Genomic DNA, 26,229 nt, shown 5'->3' with positions numbered 1-26,229 from the left:
TCCTTTATTGCTGCTGCAAAAAATCAATAATATGCTGCGCCGGAGCCTGCGCCTCTTCCTTCAGCACCGCGATACGCTCGCGGTTCGCCTCCTGCCAGAGGCTGTTCTCGCTTAGCAGGCGGGACACCTCGTTCTTCAGCGCCTCAGGCGCCAGCGAAGCGCTTGTCCCTACAGGCTTCAGATCCAGCCGCTTCAAAAAGTTATCGATCTTCGGATCATAGGACACGCCGATCATCGGCACCAGCTGATTCGCGGCATAGATGAGGCTGTGCAGCCTCATGCCGATAACGACGTCACAGCGGCCAACCTCGGCCAGCATCTCCTGCGGGTGTACCGCATCATGGGACACCGACACGACGCTGCCGTTTGCGGATACATCGCCCATCCGGTCGATGATTTCCTGCGACGCTTTCACATCGTCCGGCAGATGGAACGGCAGGAAACGCAGGTGCACGGCCTGCTCCTGGCACAGCTTGCTTAGCCCGTCGGCCATCGCCTGCAGCTCCCGGCGCTCCGGATCCCAATAGCGGACGGAGATGCCGATTACCGGCAGCGGACGTTCGGCGTCCTGCTGCAGCGATTCCGGCTTCTTGCCGCCAGTCGTCAGGCCCATCACCGGGTCAGGCACGACCTGAACCCGGTTCCAGCCCAGCCCCATGCGCTCCAGCAGGTGTGCCGATTCTTGATCCCGAACCGATATATATTCACATTGGTTAAATACGCTTTTGATGAACGGGTGAAACAGCTTCCGGTTGACGGGCCCAATCCCTTGAGAGTAGATAAAGACCGGCTTTTTCAGCCACTGGGCCAGCTTGATCACCCCGAGATAATAAGGGATCGTCTTGGAGCTGGTGGCATCCTGCAGCAGGCTGCCGCCGCCGCTGATCAGGCCCGAGCTTTCCTTCAGCGCCTGTCTTACTTCGCCCAACTTCATCCGGTGTACCGCGTCTACACCGTAGGTGGCCTTGGTCCACTCAGGATCGATGGAGAGGACCACCGGCCGAATCAGAACGCCGGCTGCCTTCCCCCGCTCCTCCAGAGCGGTTAAGATCGATTGGAGCACCGCCTCATCCCCGCTGTTCCGGAACCCGTAGTATCCGGAGATGACTACGGTCTTCTGAGACGTGGTACCCATCGTTTCCAACACCCTTCCAGTACTTGCCATACGCCAATGGCGATCAGGCCAAAGATAAATCCGAGACCCAGACCGAGCAGGTCACGAACGAACGAAATTTTCATCGGCGAGTGGATATGCGCGAACGTATCCACCATCGACAGCTGGCCGATAACCGCAAAGATCATCAAGTAAACGACGTTACGGTATCTAAGCGACACGAAGATGCCCATTAAGAACAGCGCGTGAGCAACGAGCTCCTTGTTCCGAGGACGAACGTGGAACGTGTTTTCCAGAACCGTGCGTAACGTCATTTCGATCGAGCTGACGCTTCCCCCGTTGCCGGTGCGGCTCAGATAATATAAGCCTAACACACCAATGACCCCTGCTGCCACTACCCAGGTCAGCGTAATCGGGGTGCGGAATAATTTACCGATTTGCTGCAGCGGTTTGCCGCCGCGGTACAGCACGACATAAATCGCGATGAGACCGATTGGGGCCAAATGCAGCAGGCTGACGCCGCGGAACTGATTCAGCACCAGGCTGTACGTAATGTTGTTCAGCAGCGCGATGACAAAAGGAATCGCACTCATCGAAATAATCGCCGTCTTGATATAAGTCACGACCGCATGAGCCAACCGGCGTCCAGACGTAAGCCCGGCGTTGGCCGCGTTCATCTCGTTCAGCTTTCTCACTGCCAGCAGCACGGCAATCGTAGGTGCGCTGATCGCCACAAGCAGAGCCAGCGCCTGTTCAAACAGCGTCGGCTTGAGAACATACAGTCCTGCGCTGCCGATTAACCCAAGCACAAACGCAATTAGGGTAAGCGCCGGGATAAAGTAAGAAACGAGGAGCGCGACGAAGGCAACCCCACCGAGCACGACAACCATTTTGAAATAACGCTGTCCCGCCGAATCATAAATATGGAATGCTCCCGCTTGTCCCATCTTAAAGCCGTTGTTCTCCATCTGCTTGATCGCATTTCCCGGCTCCTGCAGGGTTTTCACGATGTTTTCCACCGAATCGGTAATCGTTGCTTTGGTCATGTTGCGGGATGGAGCGACGTTGATATACAGCATCCGGATGTTCCGGTCCTTTGTCGCCAGCGCAAACCGGTCGGCAATCGTCTCCGGGCTCAGCGCCGCAGCATCACGGTCGCTTAGAGAGTACAGACGGGCTACGTTGTAATCCGTATCGTAAGCCAGCTTGGACAGCCCCTTCTGCGGCTGCTTCAAGTTCTCGATCGCCGCAATGCCGATCCCGTATTGGTTCAGCAGGTTGGCAAAGCCCTGCAAGCTGTTCATGTCCTCATTGTCATTGAAGCCTTTAACGGAATCGCCCTCAAACAATACGCGTTTGACGCCGTTTGCCTGATAGTAGGCCAGCAGCTTGTCCATCGCTTCCTGGTTGTAAGGAAGGCTGTCGGACATCCGTGGCACGATGTTGAATCCTTTGCTGCGCAGCATTTCGAATGCAATCGGATCTGGCTGCATTGGCTTGAGCACGGCATCCTCCGGGGAAGTTTCCAGAATCAGGCCCTTCTGCCCGTTGAATTCCCATGGCTTGACGCCGATGCCGATCCCCGTAAAGGTGTCTTCGATCAGGGGAGACAAGCGTCCAGCATTCTCTTCGTTAGTAAACAGAATATAGGTATAGTTATCGTTGGTCGGGATGACGCTCTTCGTCATCGAGGCGACGTCCCCCGCATTAAACATCATGATGCGGCGGGATTTTTTAAAATCGTCCAGCGTACTCTCGAACATCGCCATGCTCGTCACGCCCGCCGCCTTCAGCTGATCCAGCTGCTGCTGAAGGTATTCCTCCGGATGGGCTTGATACGAAGCCGTCTCCACCAGTCCGCGATAGTTATACACCAACTCTACGTTATTGGAAGATGACTCCGTCCGGTAGCGGTCATAAATCACCGGAATTGCGGCGATTATGCCCAGCACGACGAGAATCCACAGCCATTTGCGGGATGCCGTGTTCCAACGCTGCCATTTCTGATGCACCAAAAGTACCTCCTCATAATAACTCCGGGAATCCGCAGCGTTCTTCTTCGAACACGCGGCCTCCCGGAATATCCATTTCTTAAATGTTAGGCGTCCACCCTTGCCATCACTTCATCCGACAATTTCTGAATACGCGCATTCGCATCATCCAGAGAATCGCCTCTCACGGCAAAGTATACCTTGATCTTCGGCTCTGTCCCCGATGGACGCAGGCAGAACCATGAACCGTCTTCCAGCATATATTTCAGCACGTTTTCCTTCGGCAGGCCGTCCAAGCCTTTCGAATAATCCAGCACCTGCGTGACGGCTTGTCCTGCCACCGTCTGCGGCGGGTTGCTGCGCCAATCGGACATTTTCGCCTGGATTTGGGCCAGGCCGTCCTTGCCTTTCAGCGTGCGGGACTCCAGTTTCTCCTGGAAGTAGCCGAACTGCTCATACAGCTCCTGCAGCACTTCGTACAGCGTCTTGCCTTGAGCCTTGTAGTAGGCACCCGCTTCACAGATGAGCAGCGAGGCCAATACCGCGTCTTTATCGCGGGCATAGTTGCCAGCGAGGTATCCGTAGCTCTCCTCGTATCCGAACAGATACGTATGGGAGCCGGTCTTCTCGAACTGGGTCATTTTCTCCCCGATGTATTTAAAGCCAGTCAGCGTGTTGAACACTTCCGCCCCAAAATGCTCCGCGATCGTCGCTCCCATCTCGCTGGTCACAATCGTTTTGATGACCGCCCCGTTGTTTGGCAGCTTGCCGGCTTCTTTTAATTGGCTGAGCAAATAATAAATCATGAGTGCCCCGGACTGGTTGCCGGACAATACGACGAATTCTCCTGCCTGGTTCTTCACCACCGCACCCATGCGGTCGGCATCCGGGTCGGTTCCAATCAGCAAATCAGCACCGATATCCTGCCCTACCTTCATGGCCAGCGTGAACGCTTCGCGCTCTTCTGGGTTCGGAGACTTCACGGTGGAAAATTCGGCGTCCGGCTGCTCCTGCTCCGCTACGATATGCACGTTCGTAAAGCCGACTTCCTCCAGCACGCGGCGGACCGGAATATTTCCTGTCCCATGAAGCGGCGTGTAGACGATTTTAAAATCTTTGCCAAGCGTCGAAGCAATCGCCTCACGGTTAACGCTGACATCGGCTACGGTGCGGATAAACGCATCGTCATCCTCTTGGTCAAGCCACACGAGCAGCCCCTTCGCTTCCGCTTCCTGCTGATCCAGCCGCTTGACCGCAGCAAAGGAATCGACCTGCTGGATGTACGAGATGACCTTCTCCGCTTCGTCTGGCACGAGTTGTCCGCCCTCGGTGTTGTACACCTTGTACCCGTTATACTCCGGCGGGTTATGGCTCGCCGTAATGACGATGCCGCCGGTCGCTCCCAAATGGCGTACGCTGAACGACAGCTGCGGCGTCGGGCGCAGGGATGGGAACAGCTTGGCTGTGATGCCGTTGCCTGCAAGCACCAGAGCAGCCTCCAGCGCAAACTCCGGCGAGAAGTGGCGGGAATCGTGGGCGATCACGACTGAAGGCGTGCCCTCAGCCGAACCGTGCTGCTCCAGTATGTAGCGTGCAAATCCTTGCGTCGCCTTGCCGACGGTATACCGGTTGATACGGTTGCTTCCTGCACCGATCACGCCGCGGAGGCCGCCTGTGCCAAACTCCAAATCTTTGTAAAAACGGTCTTCCAGCTCCAGCGGCTGATCGGACAGCCCTTCGAGCTCCCGTTTCGTTTCTTCATCTATAGAAGGATCTTGAAGCCATTGCTTGACATTCTCACTTGCTTGAGTGCTGAGTTGTTGTGTCATTACTGCTTCTCCTTTCCATAATAAGAATGATGGGTACTTAAGATTGTGCGGGGTCGGACAGGGCAAACATGATGTCGCCTTCTGCGACGACTTTATCGTCGACCTTGGCTACGGCGTGTCCCTTTCCGATGCTTCCCTTCAGGCGGGTAATTTCCACCTCAAGGCGAAGCGTATCGCCGGGTACCACTTGTCCACGGAAGCGGAAGTTGTCGAGACCGGCCAGAAAGCCGATTTTACCCCGGTTGCTCTCTTCCTTCAAAATAGCGGCTGCCCCAACCTGCGCCAGTGCTTCGGTGATCAGCACGCCTGGCATAACCGGATATTCTGGAAAGTGGCCGATGAAGAAAGGCTCATTAATGGTAACGTTCTTGATCCCGACCGCGCGCTTGCCGACTTCCATCTCGATGATGCGGTCCACCAGCAAAAACGGAGGCCGGTGCGGGATGATCTCCTGAATTTCTTTCACGTTAAGCACGTCTCTCAAACTCCTTTCAAAATAGGCGAATCACCGCAACTTTCAAGGGTTATACTGCATAAAATCCATAGATTTCGGAAAAAACTAAACTATCCTTCACCCTCTGCAGAAGTGAAGGTTCAGATAAGGGGCCTTTCTCCGGTATGCCGATCCTGATGAACGGCACGGGGGAGGCCCTTTTGTACGGGTTTCGCAAGTCCCCCATCATTATACATTTTCCGAGCAAAAAAAGAAAACTCCCGAATGGAAGGAGTTTTCTGTCAAAAGTCAGCGGTTAGACGCCCCGTCAGGGCGCAAATACCAAATCGATCACATGCTGCCAAGTCTTCCATTGAAACACGTCGGACAGGCTCTGTTTGCCGATAAAGACATAACCGAAGGTCATCCCGCCAACCAGAGCGAGCAGCAAAAACAGCGGAATCATCCAGCGGATGACGATTCTCCATCTTGCCGTCTTCCGCACGGCCGGTTTCGCTTTGCCAGCTGCTTGGGTTTTCTCACTCATTGCAGAACTCCTATCCACGGATATTGTTCGCCAGATTCATCATCGTGTCGCTGGATGTCAGTGCCCGGGCGGATAGCTGATAAGCGCGCTGCGCCTGCATCATTTCCGTTATTTCTTGCGCATAATCGACATTCGACTGTTCCAGATATCCCGAACGGATGGTTGTCCCGGAGGCGGCTGCGGTATAAGGGGCGTTGCCGAACACCTGAGCTTTCGTCAGGTTGCCGGGAATAACAAACAGGTTGCCGTCCATCTGCACCAGCGCATCGGGGCGGACCGGCGATGCCAGCTGAATGGTAGCCACGGCGCTTGTCCCCGCCGCATTCTTAACAATGACCTGTCCGTCCTGATCGACGGCCACCTTGGCATTGTTGGCGACGGAGATTTGTCTGCCGTTCGTATCAAGAACGAAGTAACCCTGATTGTTGACCAGCACCATGTTATTCTGCTTGGCAGGGTCGGGATCGGGCACAAAATGGAAGGCGCCTTCCCGGGTGTAGGCCGTGCGTCCGTTCGCTTCAACCGCAAACAGACCAGTGCCTTCAATGGCGAGATCCAGCGGATTCCCCGTCTGATTCAGCGGTCCCTGCTGCATATCCCGGGTGATTTCCGTCATCCGCATGCCAAAACCGTTATTGTATCCAAGCGGGGACACCCGTCCGTTCTGCTTGAAGCCGTCCGGCTGCTGCGTGACCGTCGTCAGCACGTCCTCGAAGGAGCTATCCTTCCGCTTGTATCCGTCCGTATCGATGTTGGCGATGTTATCCGCGATAACGTCCAGCTTCCGCTGCAGCGCATTCATGGATACCATCGCGCTGATCATGGAGTTATTCATTTACGTGCACCCTCCCTAGTCCGTAGCATCCTATACCTTGCCGACCTCGTTGACAGCCTTGTCCAAACTTTTATCATAAAATTGCACGACCTTCTGATTGGCCTCGTAGGCCCGAAGCGCCGTGTTCATGTCTACGACCGCCGCGGAGGAATCCACGTTGGACTGCTCCAAATAATGCTGCCGCACTTCTACGCGGTCGGCGTTACCCAACGCGCGGACACCGGCAGCTGCGGTATCATCCACCTTGAACAATCCGTCACCCGTACGCACCATCTGGCCGGGCTGCCCCACGACGGCAATACCTAGCCGTGTTCCGGGCGCACCCGTTGCGGGATTCAAAATAAACCCCTGCTCGTTCACTTTAAGGCTGTCCACCGAGCCTGTCAACCGAATGGGCCGATTATTGGCATCCAATACCTGGTACCCGGCCGAAGTCAGCAGCAAACCGTCCGGAGTCACCTTGAAGCTGCCGTCTTTCGTATACCCGATTCCCCCATCCGCATTGCGGACGGTAAAATACGCCTCAGGCTTGTAGGTCACATTGCCGTCCGGGTCAACATACTTGCCGGATTGGTCGAACGGAATGTTCTGGCCTGTCGCCGGATCGGTGACTTCAATATCAGACACCAGCGCAAAGTCGGTTGGCTTCTCGCTCTCTGTGATGACACCCTGCTGGTACATGGACAAGCTCTCTTCGGCAAAAACGCCCGTGTTCAGCTTGCCGAGCTGCGGGTTCGGGTTCTCCGCTCCCCCGCCGATCATCGAAATCAGCACCTCGGGGAAAGAACGGGCAACGCTGTTGACCTGCTTGTACCCAGGGGTGTTGATGTTGGCAATATTTTGGACGTCGGTATCGTGGCGGCTCTGCTGCGTCATCATGCCGGCAGCGGCGGTGTAAAGTCCTCTCAGCATTGAGATGGGGTCCCTCCCTGTTTCATGTGCTTGTTCGTTGGGTAATAAAAATTTTATCTTCATATATATAGAATACATCGCTGATTTATATGAACGGGCTCCTCAGAGCCCGCGATCCATAGTACATATATCGGACATAGGCCTGGGTTTTTTTAGGGTTTTGCCGCAGCCGGCTCAGGGGCCGGCCATAAGTTATTAGAATGCTTTCTTGGACACCTTGTCCAAGTGATCGAGCATGAGTCCCGTGCCTTTCACGACACAGTGCATCGGGTCTTCCGCGATTAATACCGGCACGTGCAGCTCTTCGGCGAGCAGCTCGTCCAATCCGTCAAGCAAAGCGCCACCGCCGGTGAGAATGACGCCGCGGTCGATAATGTCGGCGGACAGCTCGGGAGGCGTCCGTTCCAGCACCGACTTGGCAGCGGCCACGATCATCGAGACCGGCTCCCACAGTGCTTCCTGAACTTCGTTCGAAGAGACCGTCACGGTAAGCGGCAGTCCGCTGACCATATCGCGCCCGCGGATATCGATCTCATCCTGGCGTCCGCCCGGACGGACGGTGCCTACCTTGATCTTGATATCCTCCGAGGTGCGTTCACCGATCAGGAGCTTGTACTTATTTTTAATATATTTCACGATGGCCTCGTCGAACTTGTCCCCCGCCATTTTAATAGAAGAGGCGGTAACGACGTCGCCCATGGACAGGACGGCTACATCCGTCGTTCCGCCGCCGATATCGACGACCATATTGCCGCTTGGCTGATAAATATCCATACCCGCGCCAATGGCTGCGGCTTTCGGTTCTTCTTCCAGAAATACATCCTTAGCTCCGCTTCGCTCGGCGGCTTCCCGGATGGCCTTCTGTTCAACAGAGGTAATATTCGTAGGCGCGCAGATCAGAATCCGCGGCCGGCTGCTCCAGCTGCGTCCTCCCACACTGCTGATGAAGTACTTCAACATCGCTTCCGTAATCGCAAAATCCGCAATGACCCCGTCGCGCAGCGGACGAATCGCCACGATATTGCCAGGCGTGCGGCCAACCATTCTCCGGGCTTCTTCCCCGACGGCAAGGACTCTTTTGGTGTCGCTTTCGATCGTCACGACGGAAGGCTCGTTAAGTACAACCCCCCTCCCTTTGACATGAATCAGCACGTTGGCTGTGCCAAGATCAATTCCAATATCCTTGCTAAACATCATGAAAAGAGCCCCCAAAGTATTATTTTATGGTAAAAGAGTCCCTGTTACCGCTTATCGAAGTCCCATTTCGACAGGATGTGGCAGGAAGTTATGTATTTTTGGGAAAAAGGGATCACATTTGTCGACCTTATACCATCTTTTAACATATCATACTTCAGGGGAGGGATACAATGGGCACAGGTGTGCCCTGCCGCAAGATCATATGAACCGGGCCCGGAAGCCCAGATGGTCAGGCTTTGGCGGAAGCAACGGCTTCCCGTTTTTTCCCGCTGGTCTTTTTATACTTAATCTTGGTCGCTTCGCCTCCCCGGAGATGACGGATCGATTTGTGGTATTCAAGAATGTGCTTAACCTGATCAGCCAGATCGGGATTGATTTCCGGCAAACGTTCGGTCAAATCCTTATGCACTGTGCTCTTCGATACGCCAAATTCCTTGGCAATGGTTCGGACCGTGTGTCTCGTTTCCACGATACAACGACCAATTTTAATGGTCCGTTCTTTGATGTAATCGTGCACGCTCCCGCCTCCCTACTGTGGATAGTTTGGTACATTATATGAGGGGCGTGCCTATATATTCGCGCTTTCCAAGCCTGACAAGCTCCGCAAGGCCCATTTATTTTACGGGCAGCGCAAAATAACCCCGCAAATCGAGGGGGCTGCCAAGAGCCCTTTCCCGCCATTCACAAGGGTTTGCACACAAAAAGGCAGGGATTGTCCCTGCCTTTAGGCTTATTTTTTATTCACGCTTTCGGTTATTGCTTCGGAAGAACGGTTTCCGGATTGACCGGAGTTCCATTGTCGTACACTTCGAAGTGTACGTGGTTGCCCAGTTCCTTCTCGATTTCGCTGCGTCCGGCGGTGCCGATCGTATCGCCCTGCTTCACGGTGTCGCCCAGTTTAACTTTGGCGTCCGAGAGGCTTTGGTAGACCGTCTTGAGATTGTTGTCATGGGTAATCTCGATCACGGTTCCCGTCAGCGGCGGGTTCAAATCGACGCGAGTGACTTTTCCGCCGAGAGCGGCCTTGACATCAAACGCTTGGTCATCTGCGCGGGCCAGGTCGACACCGACGTTCGGAGTGAACGTGTCATCGTACTGAACCATCGCGGCTTGATGATTTTCTTCGGTACCATTTTCATCATAGAACGGCTTCACGACTTTAACGTCTTTGGCATTCGCCACCGGCCATACCATACCTTCGGCATTGGCGGTTACTTCAACAGCATTGTCCTTGGCGTCTGTGGCAGAGTCTTTGCCGGCTGCAGCATCCGAAGCGGTAGTAGATTGCTCCGTTACTTTAGCGGGGTCTTGGGTAAGGTTCTTCTGGCTGGTATCCTGGTAGACCCACACTAAGGTTAGTATAATTGCTGCTGCGGCCACGTAAGCTGCCGGGTATACCCACCGTTTAGACAACAGCTTTTTCCACGAAGAAGGCTGATTTACAGGCTCTCCTTGCACTTTTTTAGGAGCTTCGCCGTGGTTTTGACTACTTTTGTTTTGTTCATTCATATGTTTATCACCTCAGTAACATTGTTACCGGGGCGGAATCTTTTATACGTATCTCTTTATATTATTTTTTCAATCTTTAGAGAGAAGTTTTGAAGCTTGCGTAAAGTCGATGCCCGTATAGTAGTGTTTGAGAATTTGCGTGGCGGTGGAGCCTTCCTTGGCCATCCCGTCCGCGCCCCACTGGCTCATCCCGACGCCATGCCCGTATCCGTACGTGGTGATCTGGATGTCGGCCCCCGAGGTCTTCCAAGTAAACTCGCTGGACCGCAGGTTCAGCTTCTCTCTCACTTCCCGGCCGCTGAACACATGACCCCCGATGGAAATCTCTTTAATCCGGTGGCCCTCCGTCGTAGACAAGACTTGAATGAAAGGCTGACCTGTCGATACTGTGATAGCCTGTCCGGCCAAACCGAGCTTGGTGATAAAATCTTTCCGGCTGATCGTGACCGTTTCCTTGTACCCCGGTGCCAGCTCTTTGTCCCATGGACTCGCTACGCTGCGGAGGTACGGGATGTCATCCTTCCAATAATCTTCCGAATTTTCGGTATACCCGTTGCTGGTAGAGAAAAAGGATGCCGTAATCGGCTTGCCTTTATAGGTCATGATCGTATTGCGAGTTTCCTGCACCGCCCGCTGCAGCTTGGCCAGCTCCGCGGATTTCCCCTGCGCCTTCCATTCCTTCTCCAATACTTCTTTGGAGATATACGCCTGGTGGCTGACCGTATCGGTCACCATGGCCTTGCGGTCCGGCACGCCGCTCATGTCGCCGTCCACCAGGCGGCGGACGATAAAGGTGCGGGCCGCAATCGCCTGCGCTTTGAGCGCCTCAAGCTCAAAGTCCGCCGGCATCTCGGCCGCCAGCACGCCGGTGACGTAGTCTTCCATCGGCAGCACTTCCACTTGTCCCGTCTTCGTCAGATAGACGGACACGTTCGGCAGCTGCGCCTCCGCCTGCGGCGCGGCAGGCTTGGCCGGTGCCGGCGCCGGAATGGGCGCGGGCACCGGTGCGGGGTGGTGGTTCGTCGACACCACCACCAGCGTGGGCAGCAGCAGCGCTAGTGCGAGCACCCCGCCCGCCCCCCACAGGGCGGCTGGGGGCACCTTGCGGGCGCTGCCCGGGCGGCGCGGCCCTTTGGCCGGGCCGCGGCTTGGCGGCGGCGTCCATGGGCGCCGCCCTGGGGTGTGCCGGGCGCCGCCAGGCGCGCCCGGGGCTTCGGGCCGGAGCGTGCCTTGGCGCTCCGGCCTCGCCGGCGCTGCAGCCTCTGGCGGCTGCGCAGCATGGCCGGGCAGCAGCGTCAGCTGCGGCCTGCCCGGCTGGGGGGCCGTGCTTCTCGGATCATCCGGCGTGAGCGCTTCGCTTCTGGGAGCGACGGGAATTTTTAATTGTGTGCGTGGATCCTTCATATTCTCTCAAACCTCCGTCCATGCTTCGTCTTCGTTACTAGACCTTCCGGATACCGGCTGCGCGGCGGGCAGATATCGATGGGACGCGGCGCTATCGTCCGCTCCCGTCTTCACCGTTCACATCCGATATTCATACATATGAGAGGCTTGAGAGTGATAGAACCCTTTTTAAGAGAAACAGAGATTGTGCCTTCCAAGCAGAGAGAACCTTCCATTCCTTAAGAGAACAAATAGGCTGGGTCAGAACCAGATACCCTGCATTGTATAAGAAGAAGTATGAACTGGCCCAGAGCCGAAACGGCCCCGTGATATCGACTAGGATCGTTCATTCACTCGGAAAGCTCTCTTTATAATAAGAAGGACTTTGATTGGGGTGACGAAAACGAAGGAGATGGTGGATCGCGGACAAGTTGGACGGGGGACCAGGGGGTATCAAACGGGACATTTACGACAGAAAAAACCAGGCCGCAATGGGCCTGGTCTTTTCTCAGCTGCTTATGGTGGATGGCCGCGTAGCTCCGGCCATTTGTTTGTTTACAGTACAATGAATCGTTTCCAGTAAAATGTTCCGCCTATCACAAGATCAAATAAGGACTTACACCCAAGTCGGCTGCACATTCACCAGCTTGACTTCCTCTTCTTTGCTGTCCGCCTCTTTCTTAGCCGCTACCGGCTGAGTCAAGGTCGGCTCATCGACGGAAATCCGCCAAATATCGGCTCCCAGGCCTTGCAGCTTCTCAGCCAGGTGAACATAGCCCCGGTCGATATGATGCGTACCGCTGACCTCTGTCGTCCCTTCCGACACGAGGCCCGCCAGAATCAACGCTGCTCCGGCCCGGAGGTCGGTAGCGCATACCTTGGCGCCTGTCAGCTTGGCACCGCCGGTTACGATGGCCGTACGGCCCTCAACCTTGATCTCCGCATTCATCAGCTGGAACTGGTCCACGTGCATAAAGCGGTTCTCAAACACCGTTTCGGTCACGACACTCGTGCCCTCCGACTTGAGCAGCAGCGCCATCATTTGCGACTGCATGTCGGTCGGGAAGCCCGGATACGGCAGCGTCTTGATATCAACCGCTTTGAGCGGATGGTTCGCCTTCACGCGTACGCCGTTTTCGCCTGGTTCGATCTCAACGCCCATCTCCTCAAGCTTGGCAATCACCGGACCCAAATGATCCGGAATCGCGCCTTCCACGTACACGTCTCCGCCGGTAATCGCGGCTGCCACCATGTAGGTGCCTGCTTCGATCCGATCCGGAATGACCGTATGCTCGGTACCGTGCAGCTTCTCCACGCCTTCGATCCGGATAATACCTGTACCGGCGCCGCGCACTTTCGCGCCCATGCCGTTCAGGTAGTTCGCCAAATCGACAATTTCCGGCTCTTTCGCCGCATTTTCGATCACCGTCACGCCTTCAGCCAGCGTGGCGGCCATCATAATATTTTCAGTAGCGCCTACGCTGGCCACGTCCAGATAGATCTTGGCCCCGCGCAGTCTGCCATTACTTTTCGCTTCAATGTATCCTTGTCCCAGGCTGATTTCGGCACCCAGCGCTTCAAAGCCCTTCAGATGCTGATCGATAGGTCTTGTACCGATGGCACACCCGCCCGGCAGTGAAATCCGCGTATGGCCCATTCTCGTGAGCAGAGGACCCATGACCAGAAAAGACGCCCGCATCTTCCGCACCCACTCATAAGGTGCCTCACATGAGGAAATCGTTTGGGCATTGACCCTCATTACATCGTTTTCGTATGTAATGACTGCACCTATGGATTCCAATACTTTACTGATTGTAATTACATCGTCAAGAGGAGGCGCATCGATAATGATGCTTTCTCCTTCTTCCCCAAGAAGAGAGGCAGCGATGATCGGAAGAACAGAATTTTTTGCCCCGCTGACTTTCACGCTTCCGGTCAGTTTATTGCCACCGCGGACGATAAATTTGCTCATCATGATTCCCTCCGCGTCCAATTTTTCCTTTATTTCTGGATATTCAAGAAATTACATTGCTAATTCCCTAACTTCCATCATAACACTGACCTTTTGACGGATACAAGCGTTTTTTGGCGAATATGCTCCGGAGGAACTATCGCTTCAAGCCAGCCGGCATCAGGACACGCTAAGCGGGATGAGTTACGAAATCAGACTTTTTCGGTTCCAGGTCCACATCTTTTTTAAACGTGTAAGGCTGTCCTGCCACCTTCGGCAAGTGGAACCGCCAGCCTTACCTAAACTGTTCTTTTTCATTGTTGACATAAAAAAATGTTATTATTCGACATCTTTCAACCATGTTCAGTTGCTGAAGTCCTACAAGCAGCCTATCAGTGATATAACCAAACGTTGACGGCTTAAAACATATACCGGATCATGTTGCTCCAGCCGATATAATCGAGCAGAAATTTAGCGACGAAATGCCCCAGTACTACCGCCAGCAGCAGCTGCAGCAGCCTCCCTTGAGCTCCCTTCGGATGCCTGATAAACAGGTCCAGCTTCAAGTTCTGGAGCGCCCACCAAGACAAACCGATGCAGAACAAAGACACCACAATGGACATCAGACCGCTGACTCCGATGGTGCTTGATATGTTCTGTGATACGTCCGAATCCATGCCCTTACCTCCATCATCACTTGATTTAAAAAAAGAATAACGATGAACGCTGGGTGTCCCTTCCAGCAACCAAGCTCATCAAGGGACTATTATATAATACTTGCCTTGACCTCAAGAATCCAGTTCCAATTCCTTTATTTTTGAATAATTTATCGTAAAGCGCTTTCTGTCTAATTTCCTCGGAAATAAATAGGTCATTTGAACTAGTCAGCACCAATATTCTATATGGAATTTGGGGATTGTATGACAGAAGAATCCCCTGGTTTCATAGGAACTATACCTTCGGATTTTCCTGTTTCAATAAAAAAGCCTGTCTCTTTAACGAGACAGGCTCTCTGTACTATTATTTACGACCGGCCACATTGATCCGGTTAATCGCTTTTTGCAGGGCCATTTCCGCACGGCGGAAATCGATCTCATCCTGCTTGCCCGCTGCCAAACGGCGCTCGGCCCGCTCTTTGGCGGCACGTGCGCGTTCAACATCGATCTCTTCAGGAAGCTCTGCGCTCTCAGCCAGAACGACAACCTTGTCTTTACGTACTTCAACAAAGCCGCCGTTAACCGCGATCTCGGTGGTTTTCTTGCCGCTCGTCACGGCAATCGGAGCAACCCGCAGCGGGGTGACCAACGGAATGTGGTTCGGCAAAATGCCGAGCTCACCCTCCACACCGCGTACAACCAGGCTGTCCACCTCTCCGGAATAAGCCACGTGGTCCGGTGTGACGATCTCCAATAAAAAGGTGCTCACTTACATCCCTCCCTGAATGCTCACTTCGGAAGCAGTTAGCTCCCGGCAGGACACTATTCCAACGTCTTCGCTTTTTCTACGGCTTGTTCAATCGTTCCAACGAAGAGGAAGGCTGCTTCAGGAAGGTCGTCGTGCTTGCCTTCGAGAATTTCCTTGAAACTGCGGATCGTTTCTTTAACCGGTACATAAATACCCGGCATGCCGTTAAACGCTTCGGCCACGTGGAATGGCTGGGACAAGAAACGCTGTACGCGGCGGGCACGGCCTACGATCAGCTTGTCGTCCTCGCTAAGCTCATCCATACCGAGGATGGCGATGATATCCTGAAGCTCGTTGTAACGGGCCAGGAGACGCTTAACGCCTTGAGCGACGTTGTAATGCTCTTCGCCCACGATTTCAGGCGTCAGGATCCGGGAACTCGATGCCAGCGGATCCACCGCCGGATAGATACCCATCTCGGAAATTTTACGCTCCAGGTTGGTCGTTGCGTCCAAGTGGGCGAACGTTGTAGCTGGAGCCGGGTCCGTATAGTCATCCGCAGGCACGTAGATCGCCTGGATCGACGTAACGGAACCTTTTTTCGTGGAAGTGATCCGCTCTTGAAGCTGACCCATCTCGGTTGCCAGCGTTGGCTGGTAACCTACCGCGGAAGGCATCCGTCCGAGGAGGGCGGATACTTCGGAACCGGCTTGGGTAAAGCGGAAAATGTTGTCGATAAACAGCAGCACGTCTTTGCCCTCTTGATCACGGAAGTATTCCGCCATCGTCAGACCTGTCAATGCCACGCGAAGACGGGCGCCCGGCGGTTCGTTCATCTGTCCGAATACCATCGCCGTCTTGCTGATAACGCCGGAATCGCTCATCTCGTGGTACAGGTCGTTCCCTTCACGGGTACGTTCACCTACACCCGCGAATACGGAAATACCGCCGTGTTCCTGAGCGATGTTGTTAATCAATTCCTGGATCGCAACGGTTTTACCTACGCCGGCACCACCGAAGAGACCGATTTTACCGCCCTTTTGGTAAGGAGCGAGAAGGTCGATAACCTTGATTCCTGTCTCCAGCATTTCTGCTTGGGTCGACAGTTCGTCGTATTTTGGTGCTTCACGGTGAATCGGGCTGGAAACCTCGGAAGTCACTTCGCCCGCTTCGTCGATCGGCTTACCCAGTACGTTAAATACGCGTCCGAGGGTAGCGGATCCTACCGGAACTGTAATTGGGCCGCCCAAATCCACTGCTTCCATACCACGAACGAGTCCATCAGTGGAAGACATGGCAATGCAGCGCACCATGTTATCGCCCAGATGGTTTGAAGCTTCCAGAGTCAAGTCAATCTGGCGTCCGCCAGCGACTGTGCCCTCAACTTTAATTGCATTGTAGATTTCCGGTAGTTGACCTCTTTCGAATTCGATGTCGACAACCGCACCCATAATGCTGACAACGCGTCCTTTGTTCATCTTTTTTGTTCCCTCCTACAAGTCTGCTGTATTCGCAAACCTAAATCGTAAGCCATGCGGCTTAACGGTATGCTCCGTGCAAAGTTCTATTATGAAATATAGATCATGTCTATCGCAGGTAACCGAAGCCGACAGACCGATTAAGGATGAGTTTGCTGCTGAAAACCAGGCGGGGCTTCTCCATACGCGGACAAGCACCCCGGGTTATGAAAACTGTTATTTGAAAATAGGGCACCGTCTAAAAATCTTATACCTGAGCGTTCGCACCAGATACGATTTCCGTAATTTCCTGCGTGATCGCCGCCTGACGCGCACGGTTGTAAGACAGCGTCAATTCGTTGATCAGCTTGGTCGCATTCTTCGTCGCCGCGCCCATCGCCGTCATCTTGGCACCCAGCTCACTGGCTTTGGCGTCCAGCAGTGCGCTGAAGATCAAGGTTTCGGCATATTTAGGAAGCAGCGCTTCCAGAACGGCTTCCGGAGACGGCTCGTATTCGTAGCTGGCCACCGGAGAAGCTGCGGATTCCATGCTGTCCATCGGCAGGAGCAGATTGGCTTCCGGAATTTGCGTCAACGCGTTCACAAAGCGGTTGTAGATGACGTACAGCTCATCGATTTTGCCTTCCTCAAACTCGCGGACCGCTGCGGAAGCGATCGACTTGATGTCGGCAAACGATGGCGTGTCGGACAAGTCCGTAACCTCTTTCACAATTGGAAGCTCTCTGCGACGCATGTAGTCGCGGCCTTTCCGTCCAATCACGAACAATTCGTATTCGTCGTTGGACTTATGGCGTTCCTTAATCATCGTCGAGACAAGCTTCAACACGTTGGCGTTCGAACCGCCCGCAAGACCGCGGTCGGAGGTGATGACCAGGTATCCGGTTTTCTTCACGGGACGTTTCTCAAACATCGGATGCTTGATGCCTTTGGTACCGGACGCGATGCTGGAGACCACTTCCTTCAGCTTCTCGGAGTAAGGACGGGAATGCTGCGCCATCTCCTGGGCTCTTCTCAGCTTGGAGGCAGCGACCATTTCCATCGCCTTCGTGATCTGCTTCGTGCCTTGAATACTTTTGATCTGACGTTTAATTTCGCGTAATCCTCTTGCCATGTTTTCACCACCTTCAAGCTTTGACGCAGTCAAAGCTAACTTCGTAAGCGAAACTGTACTTTAGCAAAGCTAAAGTTACTTCGAAAGCATTTACTGCGCTTTGACATCGTCAAAGCAGACTTCGATGCGCATATCTAAAAAGATGAACCCGAGCCTTGCGGCCCGGTTCACGTCCAGGCTTACGCCATCACAGCAAAGCCTCTTTTAAATTTATCAATAGCCGCTTTCAGAGCCGTTTCGTTGTCGGCAACCAGATCTTTGGTATCGCGGATGGACGCCATGATCTCAGGATGGTTGCTTTCAAGGAACGCCAGGAATTCGCTCTCGAAACGACGGATGTCGCCGACAGGAATGTCGTCCAGGTGTCCTCTGACTGCCGTGTACAAGCTGGCTACCTGCTGCTCAACGCTGAGCGGCTGGTTAACCCCCTGCTTGAGGATTTCCATCAGTCTCGCACCACGGTTCAAACGGGCCAGCGTGGATTTGTCAAGGTCGGAACCGAATTGGGAGAACGCTTGAAGCTCGCGGTACTGGGCCAAATCCAGCTTCAAACCGCCGGCGACTTTTTTCATCGCCTTGAGCTGCGCGGAGCTACCTACCCGGGATACGGAAATACCTACGTTGATCGCCGGACGCTGTCCAGCATAGAACAGTTCGGACTCAAGGAAGATCTGTCCGTCCGTGATCGAAATAACGTTGGTTGGGATATATGCGGATACGTCGGACGCCTGTGTTTCAATGAAAGGCAGAGCGGTTAATGAACCACCGCCGAGTTCATCGGACAGCTTCGCCGCGCGTTCCAGCAAACGGGAATGCAGATAGAATACGTCACCAGGATAAGCTTCGCGGCCTGGAGGACGTCTGAGGAGCAGGGACAATTCGCGGTATGCCGCTGCCTGCTTCGACAAGTCATCATAGATGATCAAGGCATGCTCGCCTTTGTACATGAAGTACTCACCCATTGCACAGCCCGCATAAGGAGCGATGTACAAGAGCGGAGAAGGCTCGGAAGCCGATGCGGTAACGACGATCGTGTAGTCCAGAGCGCCGTGACGGCGAAGGTTTTCCACGACGTGCGCAACCGTCGATTGCTTTTGGCCGATGGCGACATAGATACATTTCACGCCATTGCCTTTTTGGTTAATGATTGTATCGATCGCGATTTGGGTTTTACCCGTTTGACGGTCACCGATGATCAGCTCGCGCTGTCCGCGGCCGATTGGCACGAGAGCGTCAATCGCTTTGATACCGGTTTGCATTGGCTCATGAACCGATTTACGGTCGATAACGCCTGGCGCGCTGCTCTCAACCGGACGATAAGCAGAAGCTTCGATCGGTCCTTTGCCGTCCACTGGCTGACCAAGCGGGTTGACAACGCGTCCGAGCAGAGCTTCCCCAACAGGAACCTGCATGATGCGTCCGGTACGTTTTACTTGGTCGCCTTCTTTGATTTCCGTGTAAGGTCCGAGGATAACGACACCTACGTTGCTTTCTTCCAAGTTCAGCGCAAGGCCTACAACACCGTTGGCGAACTCGACGAGCTCACCGGCCATAACATTGTCGATCCCGTGAATACGGGCGATACCGTCGCTTACTTGAATAACGGTGCCGACTTCGGCCACTTCGATGTCAGATTTATATTGTTCAATTTGACTTTTAATCAGCGTACTGATTTCTTCAGGTCTGATACTCAAGTGTCTTCACCCCTATCTACTGTGCTAGTCTGTTAAAAGACTTTTCAAGCCGTTCCAGCTTCCCTGCCAAACTGCCGTCGTACAGCATATCGCCGATGACGACTTTTACACCGCCGAGCAGATTTTTATCAATCACGTTGGTTACGCGAATTTTCTTCTTAGCCAATGCTCCAAACTCCGCGGCAACCGTTTCGATTTCCTGGTCGCTCAGCGGATAGGTGGAGTACACCGTGGCGTCCGCAAGTCCAAGGCTTTCGCCTTCGATCCGAACGTAGCTGTCCAGCAGGTCGGCGAACAGATCCGCTCTGCCCCGCTCGATCAGCATATCAACGGTGTTCATGACCGGCTGGGATACTTTGTCTTGAAGGGCCTTCTTCAGCACATCCAGTTTCACCGATACGGCAATGTTGGGCGTGGAGATAAAACGGCGGATCTCGTCATCCTGGGTAATGGCCCCAACGACGGCCTTGAGCTCCTGCTCCACTTCCAGCGTTTTCTGCTGCTGCGCAGCCACTTCAAACAGCGCCTTCGCATAACGCTTGGCTGCTATTGTCTCCCGGCTCATGGTCTGCCCCCTACCTCTTTAAGGTACTGGTCCACGAGCTCTTCCTGAGCTTTGTCGCTGCTGACTTCCTTCTCAAGCAGCTTGGATGCGATCTTCACGGATACGGCGCCCAGCTCGCTGCGCAGCTCCTGAACCGCCTTGTTCTTTTCGCTTGCGATATCGCGGACAGCGTCCTCTTTAATACGGGCAGCTTCCACTTTGGCTTGTTCCATAATCTGGTCAGCCTGTTTGCTGCTCGTTTGTCTGGATTGCTCGATAATGTCGTAAGCCTCTTTGCGCGCATTTTCCAGAGCTTTTTTCTGTTCTTCTACGTAAGCAATGGCTTGTTCGCGGGTTTGTGCCGCTTCGTTCATTTGACTCGTCACAAGCTCACGGCGCTTCTCCATGATGGAGAACAACGGACCGAAAGCATATTTGCTCAGGAGCCAATACAGAATCACAAACGCAATCAATGCCACAATGAAAGACGAAGGGATAATATTCAATCTAGTCACTCCTTTCCGGTGCACGTTCAATCTTGTTCATCAGACAATCAGATAAGGAAGGATCCAAGAACCTCCCTTATCTGACGGCTAAAAAGAAGGCGCGGATGGCCGTGGCCTTCCCCGCCAAACCTTACTGCTTAAATTAAGCTCCTGCGTAGAACAAGAACGCGAGTACGACACCGATGATTGGAAGGGCTTCGACCAGACCTACACCGATAAACATTGTCGTTTGAAGCGTGGATTTCGCTTCTGGCTGACGAGCGATACCTTCAACCGTTTTACTTACGATCAGACCGTTACCAATACCTGCGCCAAGTGCGCCCAAACCTACTGCAATCGCAGCTGCAAGAAATGCCCAAACTCCCATTTGTAAAATCCTCCTTAGAGATGTGTATTTTATTATTATTTATGTTTAGTTAAGAGTGAAGAAAGAAAACTCCAAGCTTAACTTTGAAGCTAATGTTCGTGCTCGTCGTGGCTCTCGATCATCTGAGAGATATAAACCATCGTCAGGATCGTGAAGACGAAGGCCTGGATGGCGCCGACGAAAATACTGAAGCCCTGCCAAACAATGAGACCGAGCACGGAAGCGATGTATCCGCCTGCGCCAATTGCGGTCAATTTCAACAGAACCGAGATCAGCACCTCACCCGCGAAGATGTTACCGAATAGACGCATGCCCTGCGTCAGCAGCTTCGCAAACTGCTCGATAACGTTGATCGGGAAGAAGAACCAGTAAGGTTGGAAATAGTGCTTGAAATAACTCTTTGTATTTCTGGTCATTCCCAGGAAGTGCGAAAGGAAGAATACGATAAACGCGAGCCCCATGGTAACCGAGGCATCAGCCGTAGGTGATTTCCACCAAGCCAGCTCGACTTCTTCTACATCCGGATGTTTCGCAAATTCTTCGGTGACAGATACGATTTCTTTGCCAAAGATATGCGCATGTTCCGGATCGTGGACTCCTGTAACGATACCAAAAGGAAGACCCAATAGGTTGCCGACGAAGATAAACATAATAAACGTCAATCCAAGGGACAGAAAGTGCTTCCCCTTCTTCCAATCCATCGTGCTGGAAATCAGGTTCTGGACAAATTCCACCGTCCATTCCATGAAATTCTGCAATTTCCCCGGGTTTTCGACTGACAAGTTACGGGTTGCCAGCTTCGCGATCACAAACACGATTACGGAGGTTACGATGAGCATCAGGATTGTGGAAAGGTCGAATTTTATGCCGCCCAATTCAATAATCGGTGATGTATGCATGTTTTTCTCACCCCTTTCTCAGTTGAAGGTCTACTCCTGTTTACGAGACAATCGAATCCCTATGAATAAGAGAAGAAACTGTGCCAATACCAGTGTTGCCGCTACGGCATACAGGTTAAACGTCTCCGGCCTTTGATAGGCCACAACGACGGCCAGCACACTGAGGGCTGCACGGGTCAGAAAACCCATATTTACTCTCTTGCCGCCCCCGCCTTCGACTGAATCCAACACTTTTTGCACTTTATAGCCCAAATAAAAGCTATTGGCAAGGCTGACACTGGAGCCAAGCACCATACCCAGCGCTATACTCCGGTATTGCGGGAAGACAGCAGCACCCAAGAAGCAAAGAGCCAGGAAATAAAGTGTCGCTCTAGTCAATACCCTGCGGTATTTCCATAGTTCACTCATCACTTTCCCCCATGACTGCCTTGGTGATCATAAAAACGCTTACGCCGCCAATCGCCAGACCCAGCAAAACTCCGAATGCAATCCAGAGTCCGGGTCCTCCCCAAATCTTGTCCAGCCAGGAGCCGAGATAAAAGCCCCCTAAAGTACACGCGGCCAGATCGATTCCGATGGCGCTTACAAGGCCCGCATACTTCAGAGGGCTTGCAGCATTTTTATTGGATTTTTGCGGCTTATCAGGTTGATTCATCTCTGTCCACCCTCTAATCCCAGTTCATTTTACTGAATGACCCGAGAGTTTGTCAATTGAACAAATCCGTGTCGAAACTGGCTGGAAATGTGACTTAAATCACTGCAAAAAGCCCGCAAATCCGTGTCAACCGTACAGTTTAACTGTATGCTGTACCCTTTGCCCTCAGAATATGGCTTAACTTTCCTTTGTGAACATTCTGTGAAATTGTTCCGGACGTTCATTTTTGATGCCAAAATGATGCAAAATCGCGTCGACAATCCGCTGGGATGCCTTGCCATCTCCGTAAGGATTCGCGGCGCCGCTCATCGCATTATAGGCCTCCTGATCGGTCAGCAAATGCTTCGTCCGTCCGTACACTTGTTCCTCATCCGTTCCGACCAGCTCGAGCGTTCCCGCCTCGATGCCTTCCGGACGCTCGGTCGTGTCACGGAGCACCAGCACCGGCACACCGAAGGATGGAGCTTCTTCCTGAAGACCGCCGGAATCCGTCAAGATCAGATGCGTATGCGGATAAAAATTGTGCAAGTCTACAACATCCAGCGGTTCAATCAGCTTAATTCTTGGATGATTGCCCAAAATTTGATGCGCCGGTTCTTTGACCGCCGGGCTTGGATGGACCGGATACACGATGGCGATATCGTCGAATTCGTCGGCGATCCGCTTCACGGCACGGAAGATGTTCAGATGAGGCTCGCCCTGCGATTCGCGCCGGTGCGCCGTCATCAGGATCAGCCGTTTGCCCTGCGCCCATTCGAGCACCGGATGGTGATAATCCGACTTGACGGTGTACTGGAATACGTCGGTAACGGTATTGCCGGTCACGTAAATGTGGGACTCGTTCTTGTTCTCCTTCTTCAGGTTGCCTGCAGACCAGTCCGTCGGGGCAAAATGAAGATCGGCAAGCACGCCGGTCAGCTGGCGGTTCATCTCCTCCGGATAAGGGGAGAGCTTGTTCCACGTTCTCAGACCCGCTTCGACATGTCCTACCTGGATCTTCTGCAGGAAGGCCGCATAGCTGGCCAGGAAGGTCGTCAGCGTGTCTCCGTGCACCAGAACGATATCAGGCTTGGCCTCTTTCAAAACCGGCTCCAGGCCCTGCAGAACGCGGATGGTCACCTCGTTCAGCGTCTGGTTCTCTTTCATGACGTCCAGATCGAAATCCGGCGTAATCTTGAACACCTCGAGCACCTGATCCAGCATCTGACGGTGCTGGGCCGTTACGCAGACGACGGATTCGATATGTTCGGGATGCTTCTGCAGTTCTAAGATGAGCGGAGCCATCTTGATGGCTTCCGGGCGCACCCCGAAGATCGTCATTACTTTAATTTTTGACATATGGTTTCCCTCTCCTTACTTGGTTCCGTACAGCCGGTCTCCGGCGTCTCCCAGTCCCGGAATGATATAACCGTGATCGTCCAGCTTCTCGTCCAGGGCCGCCACATAAATGTCCACGTCTGGATGGGCTTCCTGCACGGCTTTGACTCCTTCCGGCGCGGCGATCAGGTTCATCATCTTGATCTGGGTGCACCCCCGCTTCTTCAGGACGTCGATCGCGGCAATAGCTGATCCGCCTGTCGCCAGCATCGGATCGATGACGATCAGCTCGCGCTCGGTCACGTCCGTCGGCAGCTTCGTGTAATACTCGACAGGCTGCAGTGTTTCCGGATCGCGGAACAGGCCGACATGTCCCACCTTGGCGGCGGGAATCAGCTTCAGCATGCCGTCGAGCATGCCGAGCCCGGCGCGCAGGATCGGAATCAGACCGAGCATACGGCCCGCCAGAACCTTGCCGTCCATCTCAGCGACGGGTGTCTGCACCTTCACCGACTCGAGCGGAACCTCGCGTGTAATTTCGTAAGCCATTAAGGAAGCAACCTCATCGACCAGTTCGCGAAAATCTTTCGTGTTCGTCCGCACATCGCGGATAAATGTCAGTTTGTGTTGAATCAAAGGGTGATCACAAATCACCAGTTTTCCCATGTTAGTCCCTCCGGTTAAATCGTAAGTCTAAGTGCTGTCATTGCCGGTTAGTTAGATGCCCATTCGCATACGATACATGCAAGTACACAAATCTTATTTATTATATCATTCCTGGAAATGATTTTGCACCCAAGAAAGATATGTTTATTCTGGCCCAAAGATCAGCCGGCTTAAACGTTAACCGAAAGACCGCGCAAGGGAACCGGCATGGTGTAAGCACCCCGTAAAGACCCGCCAATCTGACATCTGCCCTTCGCATCTACCAGTCTAAAATCTAGCAGCTTCCTCTGAATTACTATATAAAAGCCACTCTAAGAGTGTGAAGGCACACATCCGCTGTGAAGGCAGAAAGGTTTATTGACCTATACGGCTTCTGAGAGCGAAAAGAAAAACGTTTTATCGGCGTACATTCTTAGAAGACAGACCGCGTTTAGCGGGAGTTTCTTTTGCGAGATCAGGATGTTTAGCCTCGGAACCTCGGAAAATTTATACTTCCTTATCTCTAAAAAAAGGGACCGGAGAATATTCCCCAGTCCCTTATTTTCTCACAGACCTGCACTTCTCAAGATCTGTGTCCTATTAGTAGTTCAGTTCAGGATACAGCGGATATTGATCCGTCAGTTCCTTCACCATCGCCGCTGCTTTGGACAGCACGGCTTCGTCCTTAGGCGACTTCAGCGTCATGGCGATGATTTTGCCGATCGTCACCATAGCCGCTTCATCCATGCCGCGGGAAGTCGCAGCCGGCGTACCGATCCGGATTCCGCTCGTCACGAACGGGCTGGTCGGATCGAACGGAATGGCGTTTTTGTTGACGGTGATACCGACGGAGTCCAGCACCTTCTCGGCGTCTTTCCCTGTAATGTTTACGCTGCGGGTATCCACCAGCATCAGGTGGTTATCCGTGCCGCCGGATACGATGTTCAGGCCTTCGCTGATCAGCGTCTCAGCCAATACTTTGGCGTTCTTCACCACGTTTTCGGCATACGTTTTGAACGATGGGTCCAGCGCTTCGCCCAAGGCTACGGCTTTGGACGCGATAACGTGCATCAGCGGACCGCCTTGCGTGCCCGGGAACACGGCCTTGTCGATGGCCGCAGCCCAAGGCTGCTTGCACAGAATCATGCCGCCGCGCGGACCGCGGAGCGTTTTGTGCGTTGTCGTCGTGACAAAATGGGCGTGAGGCACCGGGTTCGGATGAAGCCCGGCTGCAACCAGGCCCGCGATATGAGCCATGTCGACCATGAACAGCGCGCCCACGTCATTGGCGATCGAAGCGAGAGCTTCGAAATCAATCGTACGCGGATAGGCGCTCGCACCGGCGACGATCAGGCGCGGACGATGCTTGAACGCAAGCTTGCGGACTTCGTCATAATCGATGAGGAACGTATCTTCCTGGACCCCGTAAGCGACGAAGTTGTACAGCAGACCGGAAGCGTTCACCGGGCTTCCGTGTGTCAGGTGTCCGCCATGGGCAAGGTTCATCCCGAGTACGGTATCCCCTGGTTTCAGCGCTGCCAGGTATACGGCCATGTTGGCCTGCGCACCGGAGTGCGGCTGCACGTTGGCATGCTCGGCTCCGAACAGTTCTTTCGCACGGTCACGGGCGATATCCTCGACGATATCGACGCGCTCGCAGCCGCCGTAGTACCGCTTGCCCGGATATCCTTCGGCGTATTTGTTCGTGAGGACGGAGCCCATGGCTTCCATAACCGCTTCACTGACAATATTCTCAGATGCGATCAGCTCGATGTTTGCACGCTGACGCTTCAGTTCCAAATTCATGGCCTCGAGTACAGCCGGGTCCTTCTTACGCAATTGATCCATGTTAATAGTTCCTCCCTTATTGGAATTCAAAATAAAATGTTCGTTTCAATCATCCGCTCA

General features: G+C 53.6%; 26 protein-coding genes. All 26 read right to left on the bottom strand.

Translation table 11 applies throughout. The features are described 5' to 3' along the window. Positions 1-4 precede the first annotated feature (4 nt). Complete coding sequence (gene csaB, locus ABID47_RS23465) at positions 5-1,135, bottom strand: polysaccharide pyruvyl transferase CsaB (RefSeq protein ID WP_354500280.1); 1,131 nt, start codon at positions 1,133-1,135, stop codon at positions 5-7. Then, positions 1,108-3,126 (bottom strand): DUF5693 family protein, encoded by a 2,019-nt coding sequence (locus ABID47_RS23460; protein WP_354500278.1) that lies wholly within the window; start codon positions 3,124-3,126, stop codon positions 1,108-1,110. The genes csaB and ABID47_RS23460 overlap by 28 nt, the downstream gene beginning before the upstream one ends. A gap of 86 nt (positions 3,127-3,212) precedes the next feature. Next, positions 3,213-4,934, bottom strand: coding sequence for a phospho-sugar mutase (locus tag ABID47_RS23455; RefSeq protein ID WP_354500276.1), 1,722 nt, complete (start codon positions 4,932-4,934; stop codon positions 3,213-3,215). A 37-nt stretch (positions 4,935-4,971) separates the two neighbouring features. Beyond that, positions 4,972-5,409 carry a 3-hydroxyacyl-ACP dehydratase FabZ gene (fabZ, locus tag ABID47_RS23450; protein ID WP_076174644.1) on the bottom strand — a complete coding sequence of 146 codons (438 nt, stop codon included), beginning with the start codon at positions 5,407-5,409 and terminating at the stop codon, positions 4,972-4,974. 286 nt (positions 5,410-5,695) lie between these two features. Then, the gene (locus ABID47_RS23445; protein ID WP_076174647.1) at positions 5,696-5,914 is read right to left on the bottom strand and encodes a DNA-directed RNA polymerase subunit beta; all 219 of its coding nucleotides are present in this window, start codon (positions 5,912-5,914) and stop codon (positions 5,696-5,698) included. 10 nt (positions 5,915-5,924) lie between these two features. Beyond that, positions 5,925-6,749, bottom strand: coding sequence for a flagellar hook-basal body protein (locus tag ABID47_RS23440; RefSeq protein ID WP_354500273.1), 825 nt, complete (start codon positions 6,747-6,749; stop codon positions 5,925-5,927). Between the two features lie 30 nt (positions 6,750-6,779). Continuing rightward, entirely contained in the window at positions 6,780-7,661 is an 882-nt protein-coding gene (locus tag ABID47_RS23435; RefSeq protein WP_354500271.1) for a flagellar hook-basal body protein, read from the bottom strand. A gap of 195 nt (positions 7,662-7,856) precedes the next feature. Beyond that, complete coding sequence (mreB, locus tag ABID47_RS23430) at positions 7,857-8,855, bottom strand: rod shape-determining protein (RefSeq protein ID WP_163882780.1); 999 nt, start codon at positions 8,853-8,855, stop codon at positions 7,857-7,859. Positions 8,856-9,087: 232 nt separating this feature from the next. Further along, positions 9,088-9,375 (bottom strand): sporulation transcriptional regulator SpoIIID, encoded by a 288-nt coding sequence (gene spoIIID / locus ABID47_RS23425; protein WP_089549722.1) that lies wholly within the window; start codon positions 9,373-9,375, stop codon positions 9,088-9,090. Positions 9,376-9,611: 236 nt separating this feature from the next. Continuing rightward, a complete protein-coding gene (locus ABID47_RS23420; RefSeq protein ID WP_192716699.1) occupies positions 9,612-10,367 on the bottom strand; it encodes a peptidoglycan DD-metalloendopeptidase family protein in 756 nt (251 codons plus the stop codon). A 69-nt stretch (positions 10,368-10,436) separates the two neighbouring features. Beyond that, on the bottom strand, positions 10,437-11,771 hold the full coding sequence (spoIID, locus tag ABID47_RS23415; protein ID WP_354500268.1) for a stage II sporulation protein D: 1,335 nt from the start codon (positions 11,769-11,771) through the stop codon (positions 10,437-10,439). 595 nt (positions 11,772-12,366) lie between these two features. Then, positions 12,367-13,722: a UDP-N-acetylglucosamine 1-carboxyvinyltransferase gene (murA, locus tag ABID47_RS23410; protein ID WP_145162902.1), complete on the bottom strand. Its 1,356-nt coding sequence runs from the start codon at positions 13,720-13,722 to the stop codon at positions 12,367-12,369. A 398-nt stretch (positions 13,723-14,120) separates the two neighbouring features. Beyond that, on the bottom strand, positions 14,121-14,378 hold the full coding sequence (locus ABID47_RS23405) for a DUF1146 family protein (RefSeq protein ID WP_354500266.1): 258 nt from the start codon (positions 14,376-14,378) through the stop codon (positions 14,121-14,123). Positions 14,379-14,721: 343 nt separating this feature from the next. After that, positions 14,722-15,126, bottom strand: a complete 405-nt coding sequence (locus ABID47_RS23400) for a F0F1 ATP synthase subunit epsilon (RefSeq protein ID WP_076174668.1) — start codon at positions 15,124-15,126, stop codon at positions 14,722-14,724. Between the two features lie 53 nt (positions 15,127-15,179). Continuing rightward, positions 15,180-16,583: a F0F1 ATP synthase subunit beta gene (atpD, locus tag ABID47_RS23395; protein WP_145028066.1), complete on the bottom strand. Its 1,404-nt coding sequence runs from the start codon at positions 16,581-16,583 to the stop codon at positions 15,180-15,182. 247 nt (positions 16,584-16,830) lie between these two features. Then, the gene (atpG, locus tag ABID47_RS23390) at positions 16,831-17,694 is read right to left on the bottom strand and encodes an ATP synthase F1 subunit gamma (protein ID WP_076174672.1); all 864 of its coding nucleotides are present in this window, start codon (positions 17,692-17,694) and stop codon (positions 16,831-16,833) included. Positions 17,695-17,873: 179 nt separating this feature from the next. Continuing rightward, the gene (gene atpA / locus ABID47_RS23385; protein WP_076174674.1) at positions 17,874-19,388 is read right to left on the bottom strand and encodes a F0F1 ATP synthase subunit alpha; all 1,515 of its coding nucleotides are present in this window, start codon (positions 19,386-19,388) and stop codon (positions 17,874-17,876) included. A 16-nt stretch (positions 19,389-19,404) separates the two neighbouring features. Further along, positions 19,405-19,953, bottom strand: coding sequence for a F0F1 ATP synthase subunit delta (locus tag ABID47_RS23380; RefSeq protein ID WP_089549717.1), 549 nt, complete (start codon positions 19,951-19,953; stop codon positions 19,405-19,407). After that, positions 19,950-20,438, bottom strand: a complete 489-nt coding sequence (atpF, locus tag ABID47_RS23375; RefSeq protein WP_116233470.1) for a F0F1 ATP synthase subunit B — start codon at positions 20,436-20,438, stop codon at positions 19,950-19,952. The genes ABID47_RS23380 and atpF overlap by 4 nt, the downstream gene beginning before the upstream one ends. A gap of 142 nt (positions 20,439-20,580) precedes the next feature. Beyond that, positions 20,581-20,805: a F0F1 ATP synthase subunit C gene (gene atpE / locus ABID47_RS23370; protein WP_036706394.1), complete on the bottom strand. Its 225-nt coding sequence runs from the start codon at positions 20,803-20,805 to the stop codon at positions 20,581-20,583. Positions 20,806-20,894: 89 nt separating this feature from the next. Continuing rightward, on the bottom strand, positions 20,895-21,704 hold the full coding sequence (atpB, locus tag ABID47_RS23365; protein ID WP_354500261.1) for a F0F1 ATP synthase subunit A: 810 nt from the start codon (positions 21,702-21,704) through the stop codon (positions 20,895-20,897). Between the two features lie 30 nt (positions 21,705-21,734). Beyond that, positions 21,735-22,112, bottom strand: coding sequence for an ATP synthase subunit I (locus tag ABID47_RS23360; RefSeq protein ID WP_076174683.1), 378 nt, complete (start codon positions 22,110-22,112; stop codon positions 21,735-21,737). Next, entirely contained in the window at positions 22,105-22,359 is a 255-nt protein-coding gene (locus ABID47_RS23355; RefSeq protein WP_076174685.1) for an AtpZ/AtpI family protein, read from the bottom strand. The genes ABID47_RS23360 and ABID47_RS23355 overlap by 8 nt, the downstream gene beginning before the upstream one ends. A gap of 177 nt (positions 22,360-22,536) precedes the next feature. Continuing rightward, positions 22,537-23,697, bottom strand: coding sequence for a non-hydrolyzing UDP-N-acetylglucosamine 2-epimerase (wecB, locus tag ABID47_RS23350; RefSeq protein WP_354500259.1), 1,161 nt, complete (start codon positions 23,695-23,697; stop codon positions 22,537-22,539). Positions 23,698-23,712: 15 nt separating this feature from the next. After that, positions 23,713-24,342, bottom strand: a complete 630-nt coding sequence (gene upp, locus ABID47_RS23345; protein ID WP_076174689.1) for a uracil phosphoribosyltransferase — start codon at positions 24,340-24,342, stop codon at positions 23,713-23,715. A gap of 579 nt (positions 24,343-24,921) precedes the next feature. Continuing rightward, positions 24,922-26,169, bottom strand: coding sequence for a serine hydroxymethyltransferase (glyA, locus tag ABID47_RS23340; protein WP_145139594.1), 1,248 nt, complete (start codon positions 26,167-26,169; stop codon positions 24,922-24,924). Between the last annotated feature and the right edge of the window lie 60 nt (positions 26,170-26,229).

Origin of the sequence: Paenibacillus favisporus (assembly GCF_040545415.1) — a bacterium.
Taxonomy (GTDB): domain Bacteria; phylum Bacillota; class Bacilli; order Paenibacillales; family Paenibacillaceae; genus Paenibacillus_AQ; species Paenibacillus_AQ favisporus.
This window is presented reverse-complemented; position numbering and strand designations above follow the sequence as displayed.